Source organism: Flagellimonas algicola (assembly GCF_005937185.1).
In the GTDB taxonomy this organism is placed as follows: domain Bacteria; phylum Bacteroidota; class Bacteroidia; order Flavobacteriales; family Flavobacteriaceae; genus Flagellimonas; species Flagellimonas algicola.
The window spans coordinates 1,315,611-1,337,293 of the sequence record NZ_VCNI01000001.1; the positions used below are offsets into that span (position 1 = coordinate 1,315,611).

The 21,683-nt window shown below is 40.8% G+C and carries 12 protein-coding genes and 1 tRNA gene; 2 read left to right on the forward strand and 11 right to left on the reverse strand.

The window, feature by feature from the left end; genetic code table 11:
* Positions 1 to 40 precede the first annotated feature (40 nt).
* The 9 genes from FGG15_RS05755 to FGG15_RS05795 all read right to left on the reverse strand — a co-directional run bounded on the left by FGG15_RS05755 (position 41) and on the right by FGG15_RS05795 (position 14,296).
* Entirely contained in the window at positions 41 to 3,154 is a 3,114-nt protein-coding gene (locus FGG15_RS05755; RefSeq protein ID WP_138834125.1) for an efflux RND transporter permease subunit, read from the reverse strand.
* A 28-nt stretch (positions 3,155 to 3,182) separates the two neighbouring features.
* Entirely contained in the window at positions 3,183 to 4,268 is a 1,086-nt protein-coding gene (locus FGG15_RS05760; RefSeq protein ID WP_138834127.1) for an efflux RND transporter periplasmic adaptor subunit, read from the reverse strand.
* 19 nt (positions 4,269 to 4,287) lie between these two features.
* Positions 4,288 to 6,630, reverse strand: a complete 2,343-nt coding sequence (locus tag FGG15_RS05765) for a TolC family protein (protein ID WP_161991926.1) — start codon at positions 6,628 to 6,630, stop codon at positions 4,288 to 4,290.
* Positions 6,631 to 7,250: 620 nt separating this feature from the next.
* Positions 7,251 to 8,726 carry an amidase gene (locus tag FGG15_RS05770; RefSeq protein WP_138834131.1) on the reverse strand — a complete coding sequence of 492 codons (1,476 nt, stop codon included), beginning with the start codon at positions 8,724 to 8,726 and terminating at the stop codon, positions 7,251 to 7,253.
* A gap of 34 nt (positions 8,727 to 8,760) precedes the next feature.
* Complete coding sequence (locus FGG15_RS05775) at positions 8,761 to 9,318, reverse strand: lipid-binding SYLF domain-containing protein (RefSeq protein ID WP_237561753.1); 558 nt, start codon at positions 9,316 to 9,318, stop codon at positions 8,761 to 8,763.
* A 454-nt stretch (positions 9,319 to 9,772) separates the two neighbouring features.
* Complete coding sequence (locus FGG15_RS05780) at positions 9,773 to 10,891, reverse strand: helix-turn-helix domain-containing protein (RefSeq protein WP_138834135.1); 1,119 nt, start codon at positions 10,889 to 10,891, stop codon at positions 9,773 to 9,775.
* Between the two features lie 331 nt (positions 10,892 to 11,222).
* Positions 11,223 to 11,930, reverse strand: a complete 708-nt coding sequence (locus FGG15_RS05785) for a DUF6090 family protein (protein ID WP_138834137.1) — start codon at positions 11,928 to 11,930, stop codon at positions 11,223 to 11,225.
* Positions 11,931 to 11,954: 24 nt separating this feature from the next.
* Positions 11,955 to 13,142 (reverse strand): acyltransferase family protein, encoded by a 1,188-nt coding sequence (locus tag FGG15_RS05790; RefSeq protein WP_138834139.1) that lies wholly within the window; start codon positions 13,140 to 13,142, stop codon positions 11,955 to 11,957.
* A gap of 122 nt (positions 13,143 to 13,264) precedes the next feature.
* Positions 13,265 to 14,296 carry a helix-turn-helix domain-containing protein gene (locus tag FGG15_RS05795; protein ID WP_161991927.1) on the reverse strand — a complete coding sequence of 344 codons (1,032 nt, stop codon included), beginning with the start codon at positions 14,294 to 14,296 and terminating at the stop codon, positions 13,265 to 13,267.
* A gap of 360 nt (positions 14,297 to 14,656) precedes the next feature.
* Between FGG15_RS05795 and FGG15_RS05800 the strand changes: the two genes are divergently transcribed.
* Positions 14,657 to 16,360 (forward strand): tetratricopeptide repeat protein, encoded by a 1,704-nt coding sequence (locus FGG15_RS05800; RefSeq protein ID WP_138834143.1) that lies wholly within the window; start codon positions 14,657 to 14,659, stop codon positions 16,358 to 16,360.
* Positions 16,361 to 16,373: 13 nt separating this feature from the next.
* On the opposite strand, the gene FGG15_RS05805 is transcribed toward FGG15_RS05800, so the two are convergent.
* On the reverse strand, positions 16,374 to 18,167 hold the full coding sequence (locus tag FGG15_RS05805) for a carboxypeptidase-like regulatory domain-containing protein (protein ID WP_138834145.1): 1,794 nt from the start codon (positions 18,165 to 18,167) through the stop codon (positions 16,374 to 16,376).
* Positions 18,168 to 18,494: 327 nt separating this feature from the next.
* Positions 18,495 to 18,568: transfer RNA gene (locus FGG15_RS05810), tRNA-Pro, on the reverse strand.
* A 244-nt stretch (positions 18,569 to 18,812) separates the two neighbouring features.
* Here FGG15_RS05810 and FGG15_RS05815 point away from each other — a divergent pair.
* A complete protein-coding gene (locus FGG15_RS05815) occupies positions 18,813 to 21,557 on the forward strand; it encodes a T9SS type B sorting domain-containing protein (RefSeq protein WP_138834147.1) in 2,745 nt (914 codons plus the stop codon).
* Positions 21,558 to 21,683: the final 126 nt, after the last annotated feature.

A 21,683-nucleotide genomic window follows, 5' to 3' on the forward strand; every position in this document is an offset into this window, starting at 1 on the left:
CAGTCCAATGCCATCGTAAATGATTTCTACTGAATTCCTCCTACGCATCCAGCAGTTCTTCATTGAATTGGTAATTTTTATAGTTTACCCGGAACAGCGCACTGTATAGCGCGGGGATGAACAAAAGGGTAATAATGGTTCCGAACAGTAGTCCAACCATAATGCTCACAGCCATACCTTCCCACATCTCACCTCCGCTCAAATACAGCGGAATCAATCCCAAAACCGTAGTGAAAGTAGCCAACAAAATAGGTCTGAAACGCTGCAAACAGGCACCAATTACAGCGTCCTGTACCGAGCGACCCAAATCTTTCTGTTCAATTTCCATTCTGTCTATGAGCACAATGGCGTTGTTGATCACAATCCCCGCCAAGGATATAACCCCTAAAAACGGCATGAAACCAAATGCCTCCCTAAATACCAGTAAACCAATTACCACACCTATTACCGCCAAAGGAATGGTTAGCACCACCATGGTCATCTTTCTGAACGAATTAAATTGAATGATCAAAAGCAAAACAATGATAAATGCAGAAATGGGCAAGAACCCAATCACCGACCCCATACTTTCAGCTGTACTCTCCGCATCCCCACCAAACTTATAGCTATAGCTATCCGACCAGTTTTGTGATTCTTGTTCCAACCAAGGCGTAATCTCAGCCGTTATGGCCGAGGCATTGGCTCCTTCACGTAGCTCGCTACTTATGTTTATGGTACGCCGCAAATCCAAGCGCTTAATTTTAGAATATTGCCAAGCGGGAACAATGGCAGCGACCTGCAATAAGGGGACTGTTTTTCCTGAGTTTTGTGAGTAGACATTTAAGGTTTCCAAGGATGCCAATGATTGTTGTTGGGAAGCATCACTTCGCATGATAATGGGTATGGATTTATCATCCTCTCGATATTCCCCGGTCTGAAATCCATCCAGTACGGTTTGTAAAGAAGTGGCGATATCCTGACTGGTCACCCCAGCCGTTTGGGCCCTATTCTGGTCTATTTCAATCAAAAATTTTTTACTCTTAGGGCCCCAATCATCTTTCACATTTTTGGTTCCCACAATACTGGCAAGCCTCAACTTGATTCGCTCCGAAATCTGGGACAGCTCGTCAGGATTATTTCCCGAAACTTTTATTTCAATTGGGGTTCCGGCGCCACCTGAACCCAAGGCACCCACCTTAATATCTGCATTTGGGAAATTATTAAACGTAAACCTGTCCAATTTGGTAATCATCGCCACATTTTCATTGAAGGAGGTGGTGTTCACCAAAATATGTGCGTAGTTGGAATTGGCTTCATCGGGAGAATACCCAAGATCATAGGATTCTGGCCCCTCGCCAACATAGGAAGACCAATCCACAATGCCCAAACTTCTATTTGGATTGGTCTTGAGCGAATCGGTCATAAATTGTTCAATCTTTTGAACCACTTCGGTGGTTCGCTCAATCTTATTCCCTTCAGGTAAGTTGATGTCGATAGTAATCATATTTCGGTCACTATCAGGAAAGAAAATAAAAGGAATTTTGGTGAAGCCATATAGCGAAACAAAAAAGGCAAGGAATATTGCGATAATCACCTTGTATTTGTTCGCCAATGCCATCAGAATCAAATTTTTATAATAGCTCTTGCAGGCGTTAATAATCCTATCGACCAAACTTGGTTTCTTCTCTCCCTTGGGAGCTACCTTTAGGAAAAGATAACAGAACATGGTTATTACCGTAAGTGCTATGATCCATGAAGACATCAAAGCAATGGTAATCACCACGAAAATTGGTCCAACAATATCCCCCATGGTGGTAGGGGATAAAAAGAAGGCCAAAAAGGCAGCGGATGTGGTCAAGGTCGAAATCAATAGTGGCATCCAGAGTTCGGAAAAAGCTTCTTCGGTTGCTTGCTTCTTTGCAACACCCTGTTCCAATTTTACCATAATGGTCTCTGCGACCACGATGGCGTTATCCACCAGCATGCCCAATGCCATGATCAAAGCGGCAAGGGTCACTTGATTTAACCCCACATTAATAAGCCCCATAATCATTAATGTCATGATGGTTACAATGGGGATAAGGCTTGCAATAACGAATCCTGTTCGGAATCCTAGAAAAACAAGCATAACCAACAAAACAATGCTAATGGATTGCAATAGATTAATGATAAAGTCGCCTACTTTTACATCAATGTAAGTGTCCAGAGATGAAACCCTGGTCAGTTCCAAGCCAATTGGCAGTTTCTTTTTCCAGGTGTTTACTACTTGGTTTACGGCCTCCCCCAGCGCCACAATATTCTTGTTTTCCTTTAGGTTGACGTGTAAGGAGATGGCTTCCCTACCATTGATGCTCACAATTTGATTGGGTGGATCAATATAACCTTTGGAAACTGTGGTTATATCTCCCAATTTAACCAGTTGTGTACCATCTCCTACAGCTATCAGCATATCTCGAATGGCTTCAACGGAATCAAAGTTTCCGGTGGGTTCCAAAATAATCCGCTCATCACCTACATTGACCTGTCCCCCGGAATTAAGTATGTTGGTAGCGGAAATACTCTGTTGCAGTTTAGATGCCGAAAGTCCATATTCCTTTAGTCGAGTATTGTCAAATTCAACAAAAACCCGTTCTTCCTGTACCCCTCCCAATTCTACTTTTGCAGCATCGGGGAGCTTGATCAATTCATCTTTGATATCATCGGCGTACTCCTTCATTTCAGCGTACGAATACCCATCCGAAGTCAAGCCTACAACAATACCGTAAACATCCCCCACTCCATCATCATTCAAATTGGGATTCACACCACTTGGGAGTCCTTGAATGGCATTGAGTTTTCTTCGTAATCTATCCCAAACAGACTGCATTTTTTCCTTGGATACTTCGTCTTTAAGGGTTACGCTAACAATGGAAAGTCCTGTTCTTGAGGTACTGTTTACCTCATCAAGCTCGGGAAGTTCTTGAGCAACTTTTTCAATTTTATCCGTTACGAGTTGTTCAACACGTTCGGGGCTGGCCCCTGGAAAAGAAGAGACAACGGTGGCCACACGAACCGTGTATGGCGGCATACTGTCCCTTGAAAGTCCAAAATACATGGAGATACCCAGCAAAATAACGGTTGCCAGAACCATAAAGGTTATCCTGTTCTTTTCAATGGAAAACTTAGCTAAATTCATAGGTTGGTTTTAATGCAGCCAATTCAATTCATTGTAATCTTACTTCTTGCCCGTCCAAAAGGGTCTGAAGTCCAGCTGTGGCAATTTTTTGTCCTTTGGACAAACCAGATGTTATTTCGAAACCATCCGAAGCAAGACTGCCGATTACAACTTCTTGTTTTCGCACTTTGGTGGTTGCTCCGTCTTCTTCTATCAAAAACACGAATCTTCCATTGCTATCTTCTCCTACTGCGTGGGCTGGAACCACTAAACGGTTTTCATCAATTTCATGGTTGCCAAAATCAAAAGCCACATTGGCCGCCATGCCACTTTTAATGGCATCACTTGGGTTAACCACCGTTACCCTAACCGGATAGGTAGCCGTATTGGCATCCACTGCTGGAGCTACTTCGGTAACTTTGGCTTTAAAGGTTTGATCGGGTATTGAGGTAAAATCCACGGCAACCTCCATTCCTTCCTGAACTCCATTAATAACACTTTCAGGCAAACCCAAGGAAATTTCCATATCGGTTCCTGAATTGAGAATAGCAACAGATGACCCTGCCTGAATATTTTCATCAACTTCCGCCGAAATAGAGGCTATAATCCCATCTTCAGGTGCATAGATATATCCATAGTTTATTTGGTCTTGCTGAATTTCCACTCCCCGTTTGGCGGACTTATAGCTTTCTTCCGCATTTTTAAAGGAGTTCTTTGCAGCTTCAAAATCACTTAAGGAAGTGCTTCCTTTTTCGTATAGCGAACGGATTCTGTTTAGGTTCAGCTTACTAGTGTTCATTTGGGATGCAGCGCTGTTCAGTTGGGTGATGGATTGCTCATAAGCCAATCTTGATTGCACATTGTCCAGCTTACCCAACAATTGCCCTTTCTTCACTTTTTGCCCAAGCTTCATATCAAATTGGGTTATGATCCCAGCGCTTCTAAAGCTTAAATTGATGATTTTGTCCGTGCGGGCGGTTCCGCTAAAGGTTCTTACCCGCTCCCCACCCAGGAATCCCACTTCCTGAAACTTGACAGGCCGCAAGAACTTTTCTTCCTTTTTTTGTTCGCCTCCACAGGATAACAGCAACCCTGACAGGATACTGAACAAACTTAATTTTAATATGAATTTCATCCCTTCGTTTTTTTGTTCGTTAGTTTCTGGTGTTTAGATGCTCAAAGAACCTTTGTCTAAACTCGTTGTTCTTATCTTCAGAATTCAATAGAAAATAATAGCCCAAAAAGCGTTCTACCTGTAGTGAATTAATTAGATAATTATAGGTGGCATTGGCACGGGCCAATTGAGCATTCAAATAGTTGTTCTGGGCATCCAACAATTGTACAATATTAACCGCGCCACTGGAATATGAGGCCTGTGTAAGCTCCAAGGCTTCTTGAGCGGTTTCTTCCGATATCTTGGAAAGCTGAATATTGGAGACCTGATTGACAAGGTTCAGTATTGAAGTTCGAATATTCACCGCAATTCCCAATTCAACATTGCTTTTATTAATTTCCAACTGTTCCTTTTGAATGATGGCGGTTTGACGATTGATATTTGATAAATTCTGGTTTACGATGGGAATGGACAAATTGAGCCCTGCATTGTAGGTATTATCAAGCAATGACACGCCAAGCGGAGCTGTACTGCCCGCACCTGATCGACTGAAAGTGGAACTGTACTGGCCCTGCAATGCCAAAGTGGGCAGGAGTCTACCATATCCATTCAGCCTTATATTCCGTTCCGTGGCAAGAAGATTGTAGTCCAATGATTTTAGTTCCGGGGCATTTTTGTAGGCCTCATCTATTAGAAAATCAATAAAGGGTTCCCGTAGTGTGGGATTGTCCAAGAGTTCGAAGAACTCTTCATAATTGTACTGTTCAAAAATACCCTCGTTGAACTGCACATCCTCCACGTCAATTTCCAGGTTCACTGGATTGTTCAGTAATTGGTTGAGCACCAAAAACCCTTGTTCCCTTTGATTTACAGCCTCCACCATGGATTGGGTGTTTTGCGCCATTTCACTTCGAAAACGTAGCATATCGGACTTGCCGGATTGGCCTGCTTCAAAATTTAGCTCGGCAATCTCCAGATTTCGCTTAGTTAAGTCAACGTTTCTAGCCTGAATCTGTGCATTCACTTTTAAGATAAGGGCATTGAAGTACGCATTGGATACATCAAAAATCAAATCCAATTCCGCAGCATTGAAATTTGCCTCTTGGGCTTTCTGAAGACTTTTTTGTATGGAAATATTGGCATTGGCTGCTTCTGAGAACAAAGTCTGGCTTAAGGTAATGTTTCCGCCCGTAGAGAATTCTGGATTTTGTCCTGCACTGGCCTCAGCGGCGTCTGGATCAATATAGGTGGCCGTTCCAGCGGCAGTCAAACTAGGCAGATAGTTGCTGTTGGCCGATTTTACATCTTGCTGAGCCAATTGAACATCCTTTTGGTTGGAACCAAGGGATAGGTTATTCTCAAGGGCATCATTAATTGCTGTCAAGAGATCATAATCCTTCTCGGAAATAACATTTTTAAACTCCCCTACAAAATCGGTTTGACCCACCAAACTATATTTAATGGGTACACCTATGGCTTCAGCAGTATTATAATTAATGGTCAATCTAGGTGTATAATCAATATAAACGGGAAGTTCTGACAATGGGGTGCCAGAAACATAGGCCTCGATAGTCAAAGCAATGCGTCTAAAAAACTGATCAAGGTTATCATCGGACTGGTAGGTCGCCATTATACCACCTTTTACATCTTCGGTACCATTAACCGTAAACGAAGGAAGTTTGGCCTGCAAGAAGGCATCCACCAATTGTTTCTTCTCTTCCCTGCTCAGAAAAAATCCACCGGCCATATAAACAGCATCAATTCCATCCAGATTAGAGGTAATGTCTTGAACAGTAGTAAAAGGAATCAATGTATACGAAGCACCAAGCGCCGTAATTTCCCTATCAAAAGTTTCCTTGAGGGGCAAAATGTCCACAAATGGAGCATCAACCAAAATCCCAACATTCTCGAAATTGGTAAGCTCGATGAATTTCTTAAAATCCTCTTCATAGGACTCAGATTCTACTAAATAGGTGAAATTCTCTATTCCTGAAGATGCATTGGTCAAGTCGAGTTCATGGAGGTCACGATTCACCGCCCCGAAGAGAATCGTAGGTTTTTGATGTGACTCCAAGGGGCTTATGATTTGATTATTGACTATCCCAAAGGCCAGGATAATATCTGTGCTGTTGTTTAAGAGCTGATTGTAGTTCTGCCGGGCCTTGGCTATATCGAAACCGTTGACAAGAATGTTTTCTTCAGGAAACTGAATGTTCGCGTCCTCTCCCACCACGGCCACGACTTCAGATTTTAATTTTTCCAGCAAGGGAGACATTTCAGGATTCAGCTGGTCAATAAGAATACCTATCTGGTAAGTCTGGCCGGTTTGGGCAAATGCGGCCAAAGACAAGAAGAGCATTACGATGGACAATCTTTGTTTCATATTTGTTGAGGTTAATTCCCGTCTTTTCTTTAAGAAGCTTCCCAAAGGTTTTTTTGTGAAATTTAAATCAATCATAGCGAGCCATGATTTCCGAATGTCGTTTTGTTCAAAAACTTAAGATGCTGATCGTGTAAAAACCAGTAAATCAAAGGTTGAACAGATTTCCACAAAAATGCATTTGGTTTAAGGTAATAAATTATGGATAAATATTTTAACATGATTTTAAGAGTTGTTTCATTACTATATGAACCAATACCCATATTATCAAACACTTAAACAAAAAACAATCTAGGCAGTTGTATTTGCTTTTAAACCTCAATCTGTTATTTATACAGAAAATCATGGTCTAAAACAGAAGATACGGTTAGCAGTATAACAATTTTGTTTAATGTTTTAACTCTAGGAAAACCAGGAAAATATTTATTCCATGGCATGCAATCTATGGGGATACCTTTAAAGGAATTGGGAGCGGAAACCAAGACGCCCCCTACTCGTAATGTCCTCGATAGTACTTCAATAAATGATTTTGAGAATAAAAACCCCAGTTCCTGGAAATAATTTTGGGTGATATACCATCTCTCGAACCAATGCGGGATGCACTGGTATAGAGTATTAGTTGTTTATTCCCTTGATGCGTATGTGTTTTGATCCAACATTTTCGGAATTTGAAATCCAGGAGTTAGCTTTTCCAACTCCCTAGCAATTTGGAGTAATTTGTAGTCCTGCCATTTGGGACCATGGATCTGTATCCCAACTGGAAGGCCTTTTTTAGTCAAACCGATAGGAATAACCACAATGGGGTGACCTGGAATACTCGATGGAAAATTGAATGGGATAAAGGCTTTTGTATAGGGTATTTGCCATCCGTTCACCTCCAATGGCACTCCTGGTTTTTGATGTGTAAATGCAGGTGTTGCTGAAACAGGTGTTATCCAAATGTCATATGTTTCAAAAAAGTTACTAAACGTTTGCGAAACCTCATCCTTGAGATGCAATGACCTAGCATATTGATAGGGCGAGCTTGCTGCGCCATACCCCATGCCTCGAGCCCATTGTGAGTCCTTATATCGCAGTTTGATGAATACATATGCGATACACCTTTTAAAAGGTATTCGTTTCATTGCAGCGCCAAAGTCAAAACCAGCGATTTTTCCCCACAGCCGCACCAAGGCATTGGTACTGTAACGAGGTTTGGATTGAATCATTTCATGATCACAGTCGGCAACTCTATTCAAAAAAGTTTGATATAGTCTTTTGTATTCATCATCCAACGTAATTCCATCAAGGGTAAGACTATAAGCTATCCGCAACTTGTTTCCAATATATTTAAACTGCTTTAAGGGAACAGGGGGATTTATAAAATGTCCCGTTTGAGGTTGCCATAACACCTCCATCGCAAGTATTAAATCTTCAACAGATCGTGCCATAGGACCGTTACTAATTATATGGCGTCCAAGTCTAGGTAAGCCGGGTGTGGCCATATTCCCATTATTGGACAATGCCATTTCAGTAGTGCGAATACCACATACTCCACAGAAATGGGATGGTACGCGAACGGAACCACCTGCATCCGTTCCCAACTCTAAGGCAGTAAACCCGGAAGCTAATGCTGCTGCAGAACCTCCCGAGCTACCCCCGGCTACATGGTTAAGTTCATAGGGATTGTTTGTTTGTCCAAAGCATGGGTTACTGGATTGCCAATCCATGGCATATAGTGCCATATTGGTCTTGCCAAGAACTATGGCGCCAGCGTTTTTTAAGCGCTTTACCAGTTCTGCATCCTCATCGGCCACATTATTACAAAGTTTGGGGTTCCCATTGGATGATATAAGTCCCAATACCTGAAAACTATCCTTTACGGTCACAGGCAGTCCATGCAAAGGCCCCAATATCTTTCCCTTATCACGAAGTTTATCCTTTTCCTTTGCCTCCTTAATTAGTGCGTCAAAATCTCTTAGGTCAGATATGGCATTAATTTTTGGATTATGCTCTTTTATCTGTTTCAAAAAATGACGTACAACTGTTTCGCTGGAAATTTTTCCCGTTTTGATGAGCTGGGTTATTTCCGTGGCCGTATGGAACTGGATATTGTTCATGCTGTTTACTTAAGTTTTGGGAATAATTATTTATTTAGAATGGGATTTCATCTGTTTTGGGTGTGTATTTGAAGTGTTGTCCGCCAAGAGACGCTTCATACATTACCCCTCCCTTGGTCAAAGTGAACACCGCTACTCCATTTTGATAGGCAGCATCAATAGAGGTTCCAGATTTAAGCGCTACCGCTGATGCCTGTGCATCAAACTTCAATTTTCCATTGGTGAACTTCACAAATGTTGCTCTATCCTCAAAAAAGATTACCTCAACATATTGTTGGCCTCCGAACTGAATTCCAACAGTTGCCTGCTTTAAATGGGCCTTGCCAACAACCTTATTCAGCTTATAGACGATTCCATTCCCAGCTGCACCGCCTACTCCAATTGCGGCTTTGGTTACCTTTGGAAAGACGACATAGCCATAGGCCTCATCTTTAAAAGTTTCCAATTTGGGTGCCTTCTTCAAAACAAAGCGCATGGCTTTCTCGGAATCACTTTCCAATTTTGGGTTCCAACCGTTTACTTGGCCGCTCATACTGATGGATAACAGTAAAACGCTTACCACAGTGAACATTTCCGAAATTCTTAATTGCATTTTTCTCATGATTTTAATTTTTGTAATTATGATTGTTATGATTGATAAATAAACTCGTGTTATTGCGTGCCCCGGTACTATTTAAGTTTTGTAGGGCATTGATTCAATTTGGTTTTATACCTTTTGTTTCTGTAAATTGATGGTCGCCCTCCACAGCTCCAACCGAATCCTAGTACAAATTGAGGATGTGAAATGGCCACTTTATCGTCTTCTGTTTTCATTTTTACTTTGTCTTTGTGATTAACCATGATGGTTGTATCACTGAATTCTTGGACAAAGATGGGGAGCTATTTCCATCGCAAAGACTTAGCTTATAGGCACAATCAAACGGAACGTTCGAGCTTATAGGGAAGTACAGTCAATTATTTGATTATCAATAATTTACAATATTTCTAAAAATTTCGAAAAAACGTACGAGTACTCAGGCAAAAGGAGAAATATGGTTTCCTTACACTTATTTGTGGAAGAATTCAGTAGGTGTTTTACCTGTGCAAGTTTTAAAGTGTTTGTTAAATGTGGATTTAGAGCTAAAACCACAGTCGTAAGCCAAAGAAATTTTGGTGTATTTCTCGTTTTCAGGCAGGGACGCAAGCTTTATGAATTCTTTTATGCGAAGTGAATTAATATAATTGTAGAAATTCTTTCCTTCTTGTTCATTTATAACTTGTGACAAATGATTGGGATGTGCATCTACAAGTCTTGCCAGTTCTGTTAATGTGAGTTCCTCGTTTTTGTAAACATCATCCTTGGCCATTAAATCATGAAGTTTTTGGCTAATATGAACTGCTATTTCTTCCGTTAGACCGGACTTGGCATACCGCTTGGAAACCGGGGTATCCTTAACCTTTCTCTTTTTGGACCCCTTATCGGTATTTTCGTTTGAACCCAACTTGGGCCCAGTAACCGCATGACGATAGAAAATATTCAATTGATTGATGCCAAAAAACCCAATGAACAATACTAACACTACTACGGCAGAAAAGATGATAATGTTATCAAAGAAAATGGTCAGTAACCAGATAATTACAAAACCAATGGAAAGATATTTCAACCATTGCAGTTCCTTTTTATCTGTATTGGAAAAATTATCCTGGATTTTTTTGCGATGCTGTTTTATAAGTACCAGCGTCCATATAGCATAAACCAATCCTGACAACGGCACTAAAATATTGCTATAAACAACATACCATTCGAAACCTGCTCCGTCATTTTCGAAAACTTGGACTTTCTCGGAACCTGATAGACCATAAAAAGGAATGGCAAGAAGAACAAGGGATATACTTGGAAGAAGATGGAGTAATACTATCCATCCATTCGTATTGGTATTTCCGGTAATCTCCCTTGCGTAGAAGTAAAGAAGAAGTCCATTTAATACCGGCAACGGAAAATCAACCCCAAGCCAATGGGGGTGCTTAAAGATGACACCTTCATAAAGGAAATAATTGAATATCTGGTTTAGAGCAATGAGCAACAGCCAGATAGCGAGTACTTTGTCTGCGCGGGATTTGCTTTTCTTGGCCACCAATAGCAACTCCAAAAAGATGGCTATAAAAATTCCTAATACAAAAAACATCAACCTAATTTGACTGCCAAAAGGAGATCAAATCCTCATTGTTGGGCTACTCACAAAAGTATCTTTTTTAATTAACTACAGTTGAAGGGAATAGATGAACTTGATATGAATGGAACCACTAATCTTGTATAGCATTGAGCACCTATTCCATTACTTTGTCCATACTCCTCCCATGATATTCCCATGCGTGAGTAATTATAATGTCGGATTAAATCCCAGAATGCTTTTTTTGAACCTAAAATTATGCCTGGAATAAGTAACCAGCTGCTTGAATTAGGTAGCGTAAACTGTCCCAAATCTTGATATCCGTCAAATTTACGCTATGGAAACTCTATTGATTAAACAGTTCAGTATCCACCAATTTATTTATTATATCAATTTCATGTAAGGCCTCATTGTAAACCTTGTCTTTTTCGGACATGATTTGCAATAGGGATATAATCAAATTTTGAAACTCAAAGGTGTATAATACATCGGGTTTCATGATTTCGGCAGTGGCAAACTTTAGGTTGGGGTTTAATGCTGGAACTACATAAGCAATCATGGCGTCATAATGGATATTTTCCATGCGGTTGATGTAAAGGTATTTCTCTTCCAAAATCCGGAGACCATTTACTATAGCATCATTCTTGAGCAATTTAACCTCCCCGCTGTTGATCATGGTCTCATAAATATTCCCCTGACGGTCAAAATCTGAGTATTGCGTAAGATTACGGACAATGAGGCCAAGTGTATCTATCTGGCTTCGGTCGTTGGCATGGATTATTTTGCTAGCGTACTTAAATTGTTCCGTGTACGCATTATTAAATTGGATAAGCCCGAGAATCAAGCTTTTATCTGTGTTTATCTGGTCTTGAATATTTTTATAGTGGCCAAGTTCCGCCTTTTCCTTGATCCGTTCCTCGTTCCAATTGTCTACTTGGAAGGCCAGACTTATACCAATCATAACCAGGAGGATTTCTCCTATGGCGTACATTACGTACTTTTTTAGTCGTCCCTTTATCAAAAGGTCTTTGCGTATTTTTCGAAACAAGGTCATTTGTATTGTCGTTTTTAGGTTATTTCATTTATCCAAAGCCGGCGCAGGTTCCGCTTTAGGTTTTCTGGATACTTTGGCTTTAGGTTTTCCTTTCAAACCAAATGCAATTCGAAGGACATGGAACTTTTTGATAAGGATGTAGCTGGCTAAAATAAAAAAGAGGGATAAAATGGTAATTAGTACGGCTTGGAGACCATAAGAAATATCCCATTGGAGCACAACATAACCCACAAATATCAGCATGGGCTGATGTAGCAAATAAAAGGGGTAAATAGCTTGGTTCAGCTCTTTTCTATATTTATGGTCTTTATTGAAGTAGTTTTTGAAATAGCCTATTGCGGTTAATCCACAAGATAGTGAAATGATCATTTCAGTAATTCCACGTGCATAGTCTTGAATTATTGATGGTTCACCAAAAATGGATGGCAATGAAAAGAGGAGTACGGTAAAAACCAATGTCTGATACAAATATAATCGTCTGTCATCGGCAAGTGCGGTAACCACTTTATTGCTTGTAAATAGCATAAATCCGCTTAAAAAGAATAGCAAGTAGTACGTAAAATAAGCCCAATCATTATATAGTGCATGGGTGCTGTATGGAAAGTATTGCCGCAATACCACTTGCGACAAGATTAGAATTGGCAACAACCAGTTCAAGCCCATCCTATTGGAGGCAATGGAGATTAATTTGCCCCTGATCATATTGTAGTGACCACTTTTGGTATAGTTCAGAAATGGTGAAATCAATAAGGAAATCAGCAGCAAGTATAGAATAAACCAGAGATGGTGCCATGAAATATTACCCGCAGGATAAGGTCCCCCGTCAAACATATGGGGTATAAAGCTCCATAAAGATTCATATTGATCTATTCGCTCCACATAGACCATTAGGGGCACAAGGGTAAAAAAGCCAACGGAGAATGGTATGTAGAGTCTTCTAAGGCGCTCCTTTATGTATTGCCAGGTGGTCCTATGCCCAATGGCATAAAAAGTACCCACACCTGAAACCAGAAAAAGTAGGGGCATTCGCCATAAGTGCAACCACCACATAATGGGATCTAGGAATGCAAAAGTTTCCTTGCTATTCACATGCCATTGTTCGGGCCTAAAAATCATTCCAACATGAAAAAAGAAAACACTAATGATCAATGCGATTCGCAGCCAATCAATAAAGTATTTTCTATCTTTTTTTGGTATCTCTTGGGTTTTCATGACTGTTCGTTTTTTTGATTTGACCCAAAAGTATTGACAGATATATTCTATGAACGACTTTCCCGATAAGTAAGGTGTTCGAGTTTATAAGGAAGAACAATTTTTACCTGATAATCAAATACTTACAGGTTTCTATAGGAAGAAGGTGTGTGGGAAGTTATTTTTTTGAAAGCAGTATTAAAAGCAGATTTGGAGTTGTAACCTACGCGTTCGGCCACCTCTTCAATGGTCAATTTCTTTCCCATTTCGGTATTTAAAATGGACTTGGCTTCCTCCACTCTATAAGTGGCCAATAACTCAAAGAAAGAGAGTCCGAGCTTTTCATTGATAACCTGGGAAACATGATGCGAACTTTCATTAATGGATTTGGCCAGACCCGATAAAGAGGCAGTACTCCTCAAAAAGTACTTTTCATTTTTCATTTGGTTGGAAATGGCCTCCAAAATGATGACCTTGTCCTCATTGGCCAAGGAAGACTTTTTATACTTCAGCACAGGGCCTTCCAAAAAAGAAGAGGTCTGCAAATAGTACGAAGAGGAATTCATGATTTGATAGGAAGTCAAGAAAATCATAAAACACATGTATAGAAAAATCAAGTAATCCCCCACATCACTTTCGTAATTCGCTTTGACAAAAACCAAGATGATGGTTATGATTAAAAAATGGTTAAATGAATTTCTTATGGAACGAAGGTTTTTATCCTGAGTGTTGAAAATAGTTTCCCCCTTTTTACCCACAGCCAAAAGCAACCTTCTAGCTAAGATGATGTTATATATAATTATATGGACGATGGTTGCAAGGTTTACATAATTCCGAAGTCCCAAGGGATCTCCAGCATAAGGTATGGATGTCTTAGCCGCGGGCACGTTTAAGTTCATTACAGCCAGATTGTCGTTGTACTTAAAAACATCTGCTTGAATAAAAAAGAATACACAATAGCCCAACCACAGGGCAAAGGGAACAAAATGAAATCCATCCCACTTGGTCCTCTTATCGCCCAGCTGTGACAACATAAACAAGTAAATGATAGGTGCAATAGCAAAATTTAAGGGCTCTGAAAAATTGGTCAAGGGCAACACCTGAAAAATGTAACTCGTATAATTTAACCAGCCCTCCAGCATGATAAGTGATAAAATCAGCAATAAAAGCCCCATAAAAAAATTGGGGGACTTAGTCCTAATCGATTTTTTGATGAAAAAGTAGGAGAGGTATATTCCAAAAATTACCCCCAAAATCAAAATTTGGGATATTAGGTTTATCCTAACCGGTATATGCTCCATAGTATTTAAATGTAACCATATTTTTTGGGTCATGCGGTCAATTACCATGGGATATGCAACACTCCCTGTATCCAAATCCAATGGATGTAATTCTTGAAACTTTCCAAAAACTTAAATAAACACTGCGCTTCCAAAAATTAAATTAATCCATTCCTAAGCTTTTTTCTTACTTTTATAAGGAAGTAATTGTCCCGCTTAATCCTCTGACTTCTAATCGGTTTAAATCATAGGCACATGAAAAATAGCTTGGTTTATATTTTAATATTGCTTGCCCTACCTTTGTATGCCCAGACCACTGAAGTAACAATTTCAGGGAAGGTTACCGATGTGTGGGAAACCCCTATTCCTGATGCGAACATATTAATCAAGAATACGCAGCGTGGCACAAATTCAGATGCCCAGGGGCAGTTCACCATACAAGCGACGACCGGTGAAATTTTGGTCATCTCCTCGGTTGGCTTTGGCCCTGTTGAGCTATTTGTTGACGGGCAAATGAAAGATTTAAAAGTGGTCTTATCTCCACAAACTACCAAATTAAGGGAAGTTGTTGTACAAAAAAAGAAACGCAAACGGCAAAAAGAATTGCTTGCGGATTACCAAGAAAACACCAATTTAATCAAGACCTCTTTTGGAATTCTGGACAAAGACCGTTCTTCCGCTTCCATGCGCTTTGTGGAAGGTGAGGATCTTATCAATGTGGGGCCGGATTTTTTGACTTCATTGAAGAACCACATTCCCGGCATGCGGGTTGTTAGACCGCCACATAATGATGTACCAGATGTAGAGGTTTATCTAAGGAGAATAGCCTATGCCGATTCCGCCAGCTCTCCTAAGGCCATTTTTGATGTGGACGGAATGATTTTCGAAAGCACACCAACTTATCTTTCATCAAGTGACATAGACCGTTTGGTTGTTCTGCAGCGCAATGCCGCAATATCCAGATACGGCCCTCGAGGAATTGGAGGCGTAATAATAGTCAACACAAAGGGCAAAAACCGGATGGACGAAATGGGGATTGTTAGACGATACGACAACTCTGAAATGCGGGATAGCTTGTATAACATATTCGATAGTAAAAACAGCTATGCGCCGGAAAATCCTGAATATATGGATGTCTTTGGCCGAGCGACATCGCATCAGGAAGCCAGAGCATTACTGAAAACCCATGCTGAAGCTTATGCATCCCAACCTTATTTTTTCTTGGACTTGGCCCAGTATTTTAGAGGACGTTGGGATGACCAAAAAACAGCCAATCAATTGCTAAAGGATGTCCGCCAAATGTTTGGGCAAAATATTACGGCATTACGATCACTCGCTTACAGTCAGGAAACATTGGGGCAAAATGATCAAGCATTGGAAACTTATCTTCAAATTCTACTACAAGATTCTTCAGCTCCGGAATCCTATGTTGATCTTGCCAATGCTTATGTTGCTCTTGGAAATCGGGAAAAAGCGGCAGAGGTATACGGTCAATACAATGACCAGGTCAAGAATGGCAGTATTCCTGAAAGTGCTGAAATCAATCGGCTCTTTAATTTGGAACCCCAAGAGCTTGGACTGTTTGGAAAGCTTGATTCAGGAACGATTGAGCCTTCAGCAAAGTCCACCACCAGAATTGTTATGGCATGGAGCCATCCCGAGATCAACTTGGGCATTCAGATCATAAATCCTGAGTCGCAATACAGAACTTGGAACAATAGCGAAAATAAGGAGGGTTTGGCCACCGCCCAATTCTTTTTTGAAGAAGAACCCCAAGGGGAATGGCAGGTAAATTTGCAGTACTTTGAAGGAACCTATACCTATCTTCGGATAACTGCTTATTTTGATTATGGGCTTCCCTCCCAACACCAAAAACAGATGCTGTTTAAACTTAGCCCAGATTACCAAGGCAATCATCTATTTTCCATAAATACCCAAAAAGATTCTATTATTGAATGACCCGTTTATACCATTAACGGTTCAAAGATATATTATCCACCCCCAATCGAGCATTGATTCTTCGGTTCCATAGCTGTAGTGCTTCCTGATCCGCACCTCGCTGAGTTTCTTTTTGCATTTTTTTGACCTCGATTGCAGCACCTTGATATATTTCATCGAATATGGCCTTTGCCTCATCAGAATTCATACTATCGGTAATACGGGAAGATGCCAATTGACGGTAAACCTCATAGATATCAAATATTATATTGATATACGCCAACCTGTTTCTAGAGCCATCATTGTTAAATTGGGAAGCAGTTAAATCTAATAAAGTACGGCTTTCCGTTTTATTTTTACCTTCCCCATCGAAATAGCTATCCACCACATAGGTAATATTAAGTCCGGTGCTATTTTTAACGCTTGTACTTTGTATGTGGGCAGCTACCGGCGAATCAAAGGACTGGCCCACAGTAACATCCCTTTTGCCCCTCGAATTTTTTCGCCCTACTTCCTCTTCCTTTACTGGAGTAAAGTTTGTGAGATGTTCCCACTGCAAGCGATAGTCCTTATGCCAGGACAATACCGAAGGTTTCGCATACATTAGGTCACTTAAAGGAATATAACTGTTATAGTTGATCAAATAGCCATGTTTCTTCATGAAGTTCATGGAACGATTGTCCTTAAAACTTTTGGGGAATTGATAGTTTGATTCCCAAAAGTGGTCAGAGGCTTGTAATGCGATAATTTTATCGTAGTCATTATTGAAGGTTAGTTCTTTGGTAAAGTAAGGTGCCTCAAAAGTGAAATCATAATCATAGGCATAGAGAAAAGTACGGGAATCAATGATTTCAGAAATGCCATCGAACCTATAATCCATTCGCAATGTCAGATTCAGGTATTGGATTTTATCCAAATCCATAGGATCAAAGGCAATATCAAGTTGCATTTCTATGGGTATAAGCTCAATGTTTTCATTAATGGAGGCCAAATCCGTAATATTCGGTTCCTTAACGCCCAATTCAATTCTTTTGACAATCAAGCGAGCATGATCCACTATCAGCTTCCCATAAAACAATCTACCATTGGGTCTTTTTGGAAAAAAGGCAATGGCCACATCCTGTTCATTGCAGGAAGTACATGGGTCAATCCTCACCTTGTACTTTCTGGAAATCGCCTCGTAATTCATATTACCTGGATAATTCGGTAATAATTGGCCTGTAGTTCCAAATAGTTCAAAGTCACTTAGAATTTTGGTGTTATCAAGGCTGTAAAAGGCAAACTTTTTATTCTGTCCAAACCGACCACTTTTTACCTTCAAATCCAAGATTCCTCCTGACAAGCTTTGATCACTGTTATAAAAGCCTTCTATTTGTTCAATTGGGATGTTCCGAGCTGACGAACTCAACTTAAGAAAGGCCTTGCTGTGGGTTATACTATTTTTTGCACGGTACTTTTCCACTACCTGGGCCAACAATCTATAAGGATATTCTTTGTCCTCTCCAGCAGTTAGCACCACTTCATCCAAGGCGGAAACATCGGTCTCAAGATACAGTCTGGATTCTGATTTAAAATAGGACAGGGCTTCCTTTTTTGGTTTAAATCCAATATGTCTTATTTCCAGGGAATCATTGGCAAACTCCTGACCAATAGCAAACTTCCCATCCTCATTTGTTATGGTATAATCCTCCTTGGATCCATATATTTTGATGGAACAATAGGGCAAGGGGGTGTTGGTCGCTTCATCATATATATGACCTTCAATCTTGGACTGGGTCCAAGCCGAGGTACAAACCACCAACGCTAACAACAGATTGATTTTATTCATCTGACCTATTTACTTCCCAACACATTTAATTCATAATGAAAGTGTTAGACACTGTAAGATAGGTCACATTTTGGTTGTATCCATATATAGACAGCATCTTTTTAATTCAATATGCGCCCGCTCATATTTTGAACACGTAAATAGATTTAAGACTAAATAAAAAAGCCGAGCAATGTAGCTCGGCTTTTTATGTCGGGATGACTGGATTCACTTTGTGCATCCAGAACGGGTTTTGTTGCAAATTAAAGCAGGCTTTAATTTACCCTAAACGCAAAAAGCTCTCTTAAGAAAGTAAACTTTCTACGTGAGCTTTTCTGCTTTAGCTTGTCGGGATGACTGGATTCGAACCAGCGACCACACGCACCCCATGCGTGTACGCTACCAGACTGCGCCACATCCCGTAATTGACCTTTGATCAATAATTTTCAATAAACAATACCCAATTTCCAAGTTTAGCTTAACAAATTGGGAGTGCAAATATACAATTTGGGCAGATTTATCAAACTATTCATTTCGTCCAATTTTTTGGACGCCCAACTGTTTTTGTCAGCTAATTTCAATCCAGTAGTACGAATTCATTATATTTATTTTTGATAGCTACTCAAATTCAAGGATTTATGTTCCCTGTAGTTATCCAATTTGACCATGAAAAGAGCACTACTAATACTTATGGCATTTTGGACCAGCCTGGCTTTTTCCCAAGATAGGGAAGCAGCAATTTGGCATTTTGGACAGTTTGCAGGGTTGGATTTCAATAGTTTGGTTCCTCGTTCTTTGGCAGACTCCGCCACAGATACTTTTGAGGGCACAACTTCCATTTCTACCGAGGAAGGACGCTTGATTTTTTATGCAGATGGGGAAAGTGCCCATAACAGCTCACATAGGCTAATTTCAGGAAGTAGGTTTCTGGTAGGTAGTACCCGAAGTACCCAGTCTGCAATTATAGTCCCGGACCCGTCTAATCCCACAAACTACTTTTTGTTCACCACAGACGAATACGAAACAGTGGACACTGTTGTTTGGACCGGCTCAGGGCTGAACTATTACTCTGTTGGCATGGCAGGACCAGGATCCATTCGGAGTGAGGTCAATCATCTTGTGACCTATGATCCCAGCAATCGTTTTGAAAGGGCATTGAAATGTTCGCAAAAACTTACAGCCATCAAAGATCCATGTGAAGAGGTTTATTGGCTTGTCACTCATTTTAAGGATTCATTTTACGCCTTTAGGATTGATGAAAATGGGGTAAACGAAACACCTGTTGTTTCACAAGTGGGGCCTGCTGTAGAACTCGGTCGACCCTTTATGAACTTTAAAGGGCAGATTAAAATGTCTCCAGATGGAACCCGCTTGGCCATGGCAAATTTTCAGAATGGGGTAGACAAGGAAAGTCATGCACCAGGGAGTTTGTATGTTTTTGATTTTAACGTATTAACTGGTGTGGTTTCCAATGAGCAAAAATTGATGGATGACGATTTTGTGTTTGCTTATGGAGTGGAGTTTTCACCAGATTCTAAAAAATTGTACGCCACTGTAAGTAGTTTTAATAACGGAAATGTTCCGCCCAGTGGTTTTTTTAATGATGGAAGCATGTTGGTCCAAGTGGATTTGGAGGACAACAACCGATATCAAAAAATTGCAGATTCACCAGTTGACCCCACTGACTTGCAGTTGGGCATTGATGGTAAAATCTATCAGGCCCATATTCAAAGACGGTATTTGGGTGTAATCAACAATCCCAAGGAAATAGGAACTGCATGCAACTACGTGGAAGATGGTCTTCCAATGGGTAGAGCTAGTCAAAAAGGGCTTCCAGCTTTTGTACAGTCTTTTTTCCAAGTAAGAGTTGAATATGAAGAAGCTTGTGTAGGAGACAATACAAAACTCTCTACCAACTATCTCCCTGACCCGGATAATATTGCCTGGGATTTTGGGGATGGATCTCCTATTTTGAACTCTTTGGATAAATCTCCGGAGCATGTTTATTCCGCTCCAGGCACCTATCTTGTTACGGCCACCATTACCAAAGGTGCGGAAGTGGAAACGTATACCAAAGAAGTGGAAGTGACCTCTTTACCCTTGGCAAACCCTGCTGAGCTGGTGCAGTGTGACCCAGATGGGGATGGATTCTCTGAATTCAACCTATTTGAAGCATCTTCCCTTATAAATGCTACAGAAGGGCTAATCTATAGCTTTCATGATACCGAAAGGAGCGCCAGAAGCGGTTCTGTTGCAATAGACAATCCAGAAATGTACTCCAATGCATTGGGCAACCAACTTTTTGTGAGGGTAGAGAACGAACTGGGATGTTTTGATGTCACCACACTGGACCTAAGGGTAGTAAGTACTGCTATACCTAGTGATTTTCAATTGGAGGTTAGGGCCTGCGACGATGGGGTGGACAACAATTATGCAGATGGTATCGGAACTTTTGACTTTAGCGGTGCCACCGGTACCATTATGGCATTGTTTCCTGCAAACAGTAATTTCGAAGTAAGTTATTATGAATCCTCGGAGGATGCGCTTTCAGAAACCAATCCCTTAGACCCAACGCAGTATCGCAATGTGGGGTCACCCAACAGACAAGATATTTGGGTTCGGGTTGATGGGGCAGATCAGAATGCCTGCATTGGACTTGGGCAACATATTACCCTAGCTATTGATGCAGGCCCAATTTTTGATTTGGAGCCCTCCATCGAAGTTTGCCTGAACCAATTACCCTATCCCATAAGTGCCCGAAATCCACAGGACAATTATACCTACGAATGGACGGACGCTGACGGTACTATTTTGGGTACTAACCAAAATTTTGGCGTTCCAGGTGCCGGAACTTATACACTAATGGCAACCATGACGGATGGCACAGGATGCGAAGCCTTCAGCACTATCGAAGTCACCACCATCGACCCTCCCGAAATTTTGGATGTTAAGGTGGATGGATTGGTCAGCTTGCAGACAACTGCAAGCGTGGAACTCGCAAACTTTGACAATTTCGAGTTCTCTTTGGACGACCCGCTGGGCCCTTTCCAAAGTAGCAATGTATTCCAAAATGTTCCTCCTGGAGTGCACATGGCCTATGCCAGGGACATAAATGGCTGTGAAGTGGTGGAATTCCAATTTTCCGTAATTGGGCATCCTGCTTTCTTCACCCCAAACAATGACAGTGTAAATGATTTCTGGCAGATAGAGGGAATAAGCGCGGACATCCAATCCCAATCCATGGTCTACATTTATGATAGATATGGCAATTTCCTTGCGCAAGTTGATGCAGCTTCCGAAGGTTGGGATGGTAGTTGGAACGGTAAACCGCTCCCAGCTTCGGACTATTGGTTCACGGTTTTCTTGGAAGATGGCAGATCCTTCAAGGGTCATTTTACTTTGAAACGGTAATCCTTTCTGTTCATCTATAAAATCAGATGAACACCCATTTTTGTCCACCTCTTTATGCCCAAAACACTGAAATCACTATATTTAGAGTTGATAGCTATTTACTTTCATCACTATACGGAAGGAATA

Bases quoted from the DNA above. Each gene is read 5' to 3' on its own strand.
- FGG15_RS05755 (WP_138834125.1), bottom strand. From the start codon at position 3,154: ATGAATTTAGCTAAGTTTTCCATTGAAAAGAACAGGATAACCTTTATG.
- FGG15_RS05760 (WP_138834127.1), bottom strand. From the start codon at position 4,268: ATGAAATTCATATTAAAATTAAGTTTGTTCAGTATCCTGTCAGGGTTG.
- FGG15_RS05765 (WP_161991926.1), bottom strand. From the start codon at position 6,630: ATGAAACAAAGATTGTCCATCGTAATGCTCTTCTTGTCTTTGGCCGCA.
- FGG15_RS05770 (WP_138834131.1), bottom strand. From the start codon at position 8,726: ATGAACAATATCCAGTTCCATACGGCCACGGAAATAACCCAGCTCATC.
- FGG15_RS05775 (WP_237561753.1), bottom strand. From the start codon at position 9,318: ATGCAATTAAGAATTTCGGAAATGTTCACTGTGGTAAGCGTTTTACTG.
- FGG15_RS05780 (WP_138834135.1), bottom strand. From the start codon at position 10,891: ATGTTTTTTGTATTAGGAATTTTTATAGCCATCTTTTTGGAGTTGCTA.
- FGG15_RS05785 (WP_138834137.1), bottom strand. From the start codon at position 11,930: ATGACCTTGTTTCGAAAAATACGCAAAGACCTTTTGATAAAGGGACGA.
- FGG15_RS05790 (WP_138834139.1), bottom strand. From the start codon at position 13,142: ATGAAAACCCAAGAGATACCAAAAAAAGATAGAAAATACTTTATTGAT.
- FGG15_RS05795 (WP_161991927.1), bottom strand. From the start codon at position 14,296: ATGGGGCTTTTATTGCTGATTTTATCACTTATCATGCTGGAGGGCTGG.
- FGG15_RS05800 (WP_138834143.1), top strand. From the start codon at position 14,657: ATGAAAAATAGCTTGGTTTATATTTTAATATTGCTTGCCCTACCTTTG.
- FGG15_RS05805 (WP_138834145.1), bottom strand. From the start codon at position 18,167: ATGAATAAAATCAATCTGTTGTTAGCGTTGGTGGTTTGTACCTCGGCT.
- FGG15_RS05815 (WP_138834147.1), top strand. From the start codon at position 18,813: ATGAAAAGAGCACTACTAATACTTATGGCATTTTGGACCAGCCTGGCT.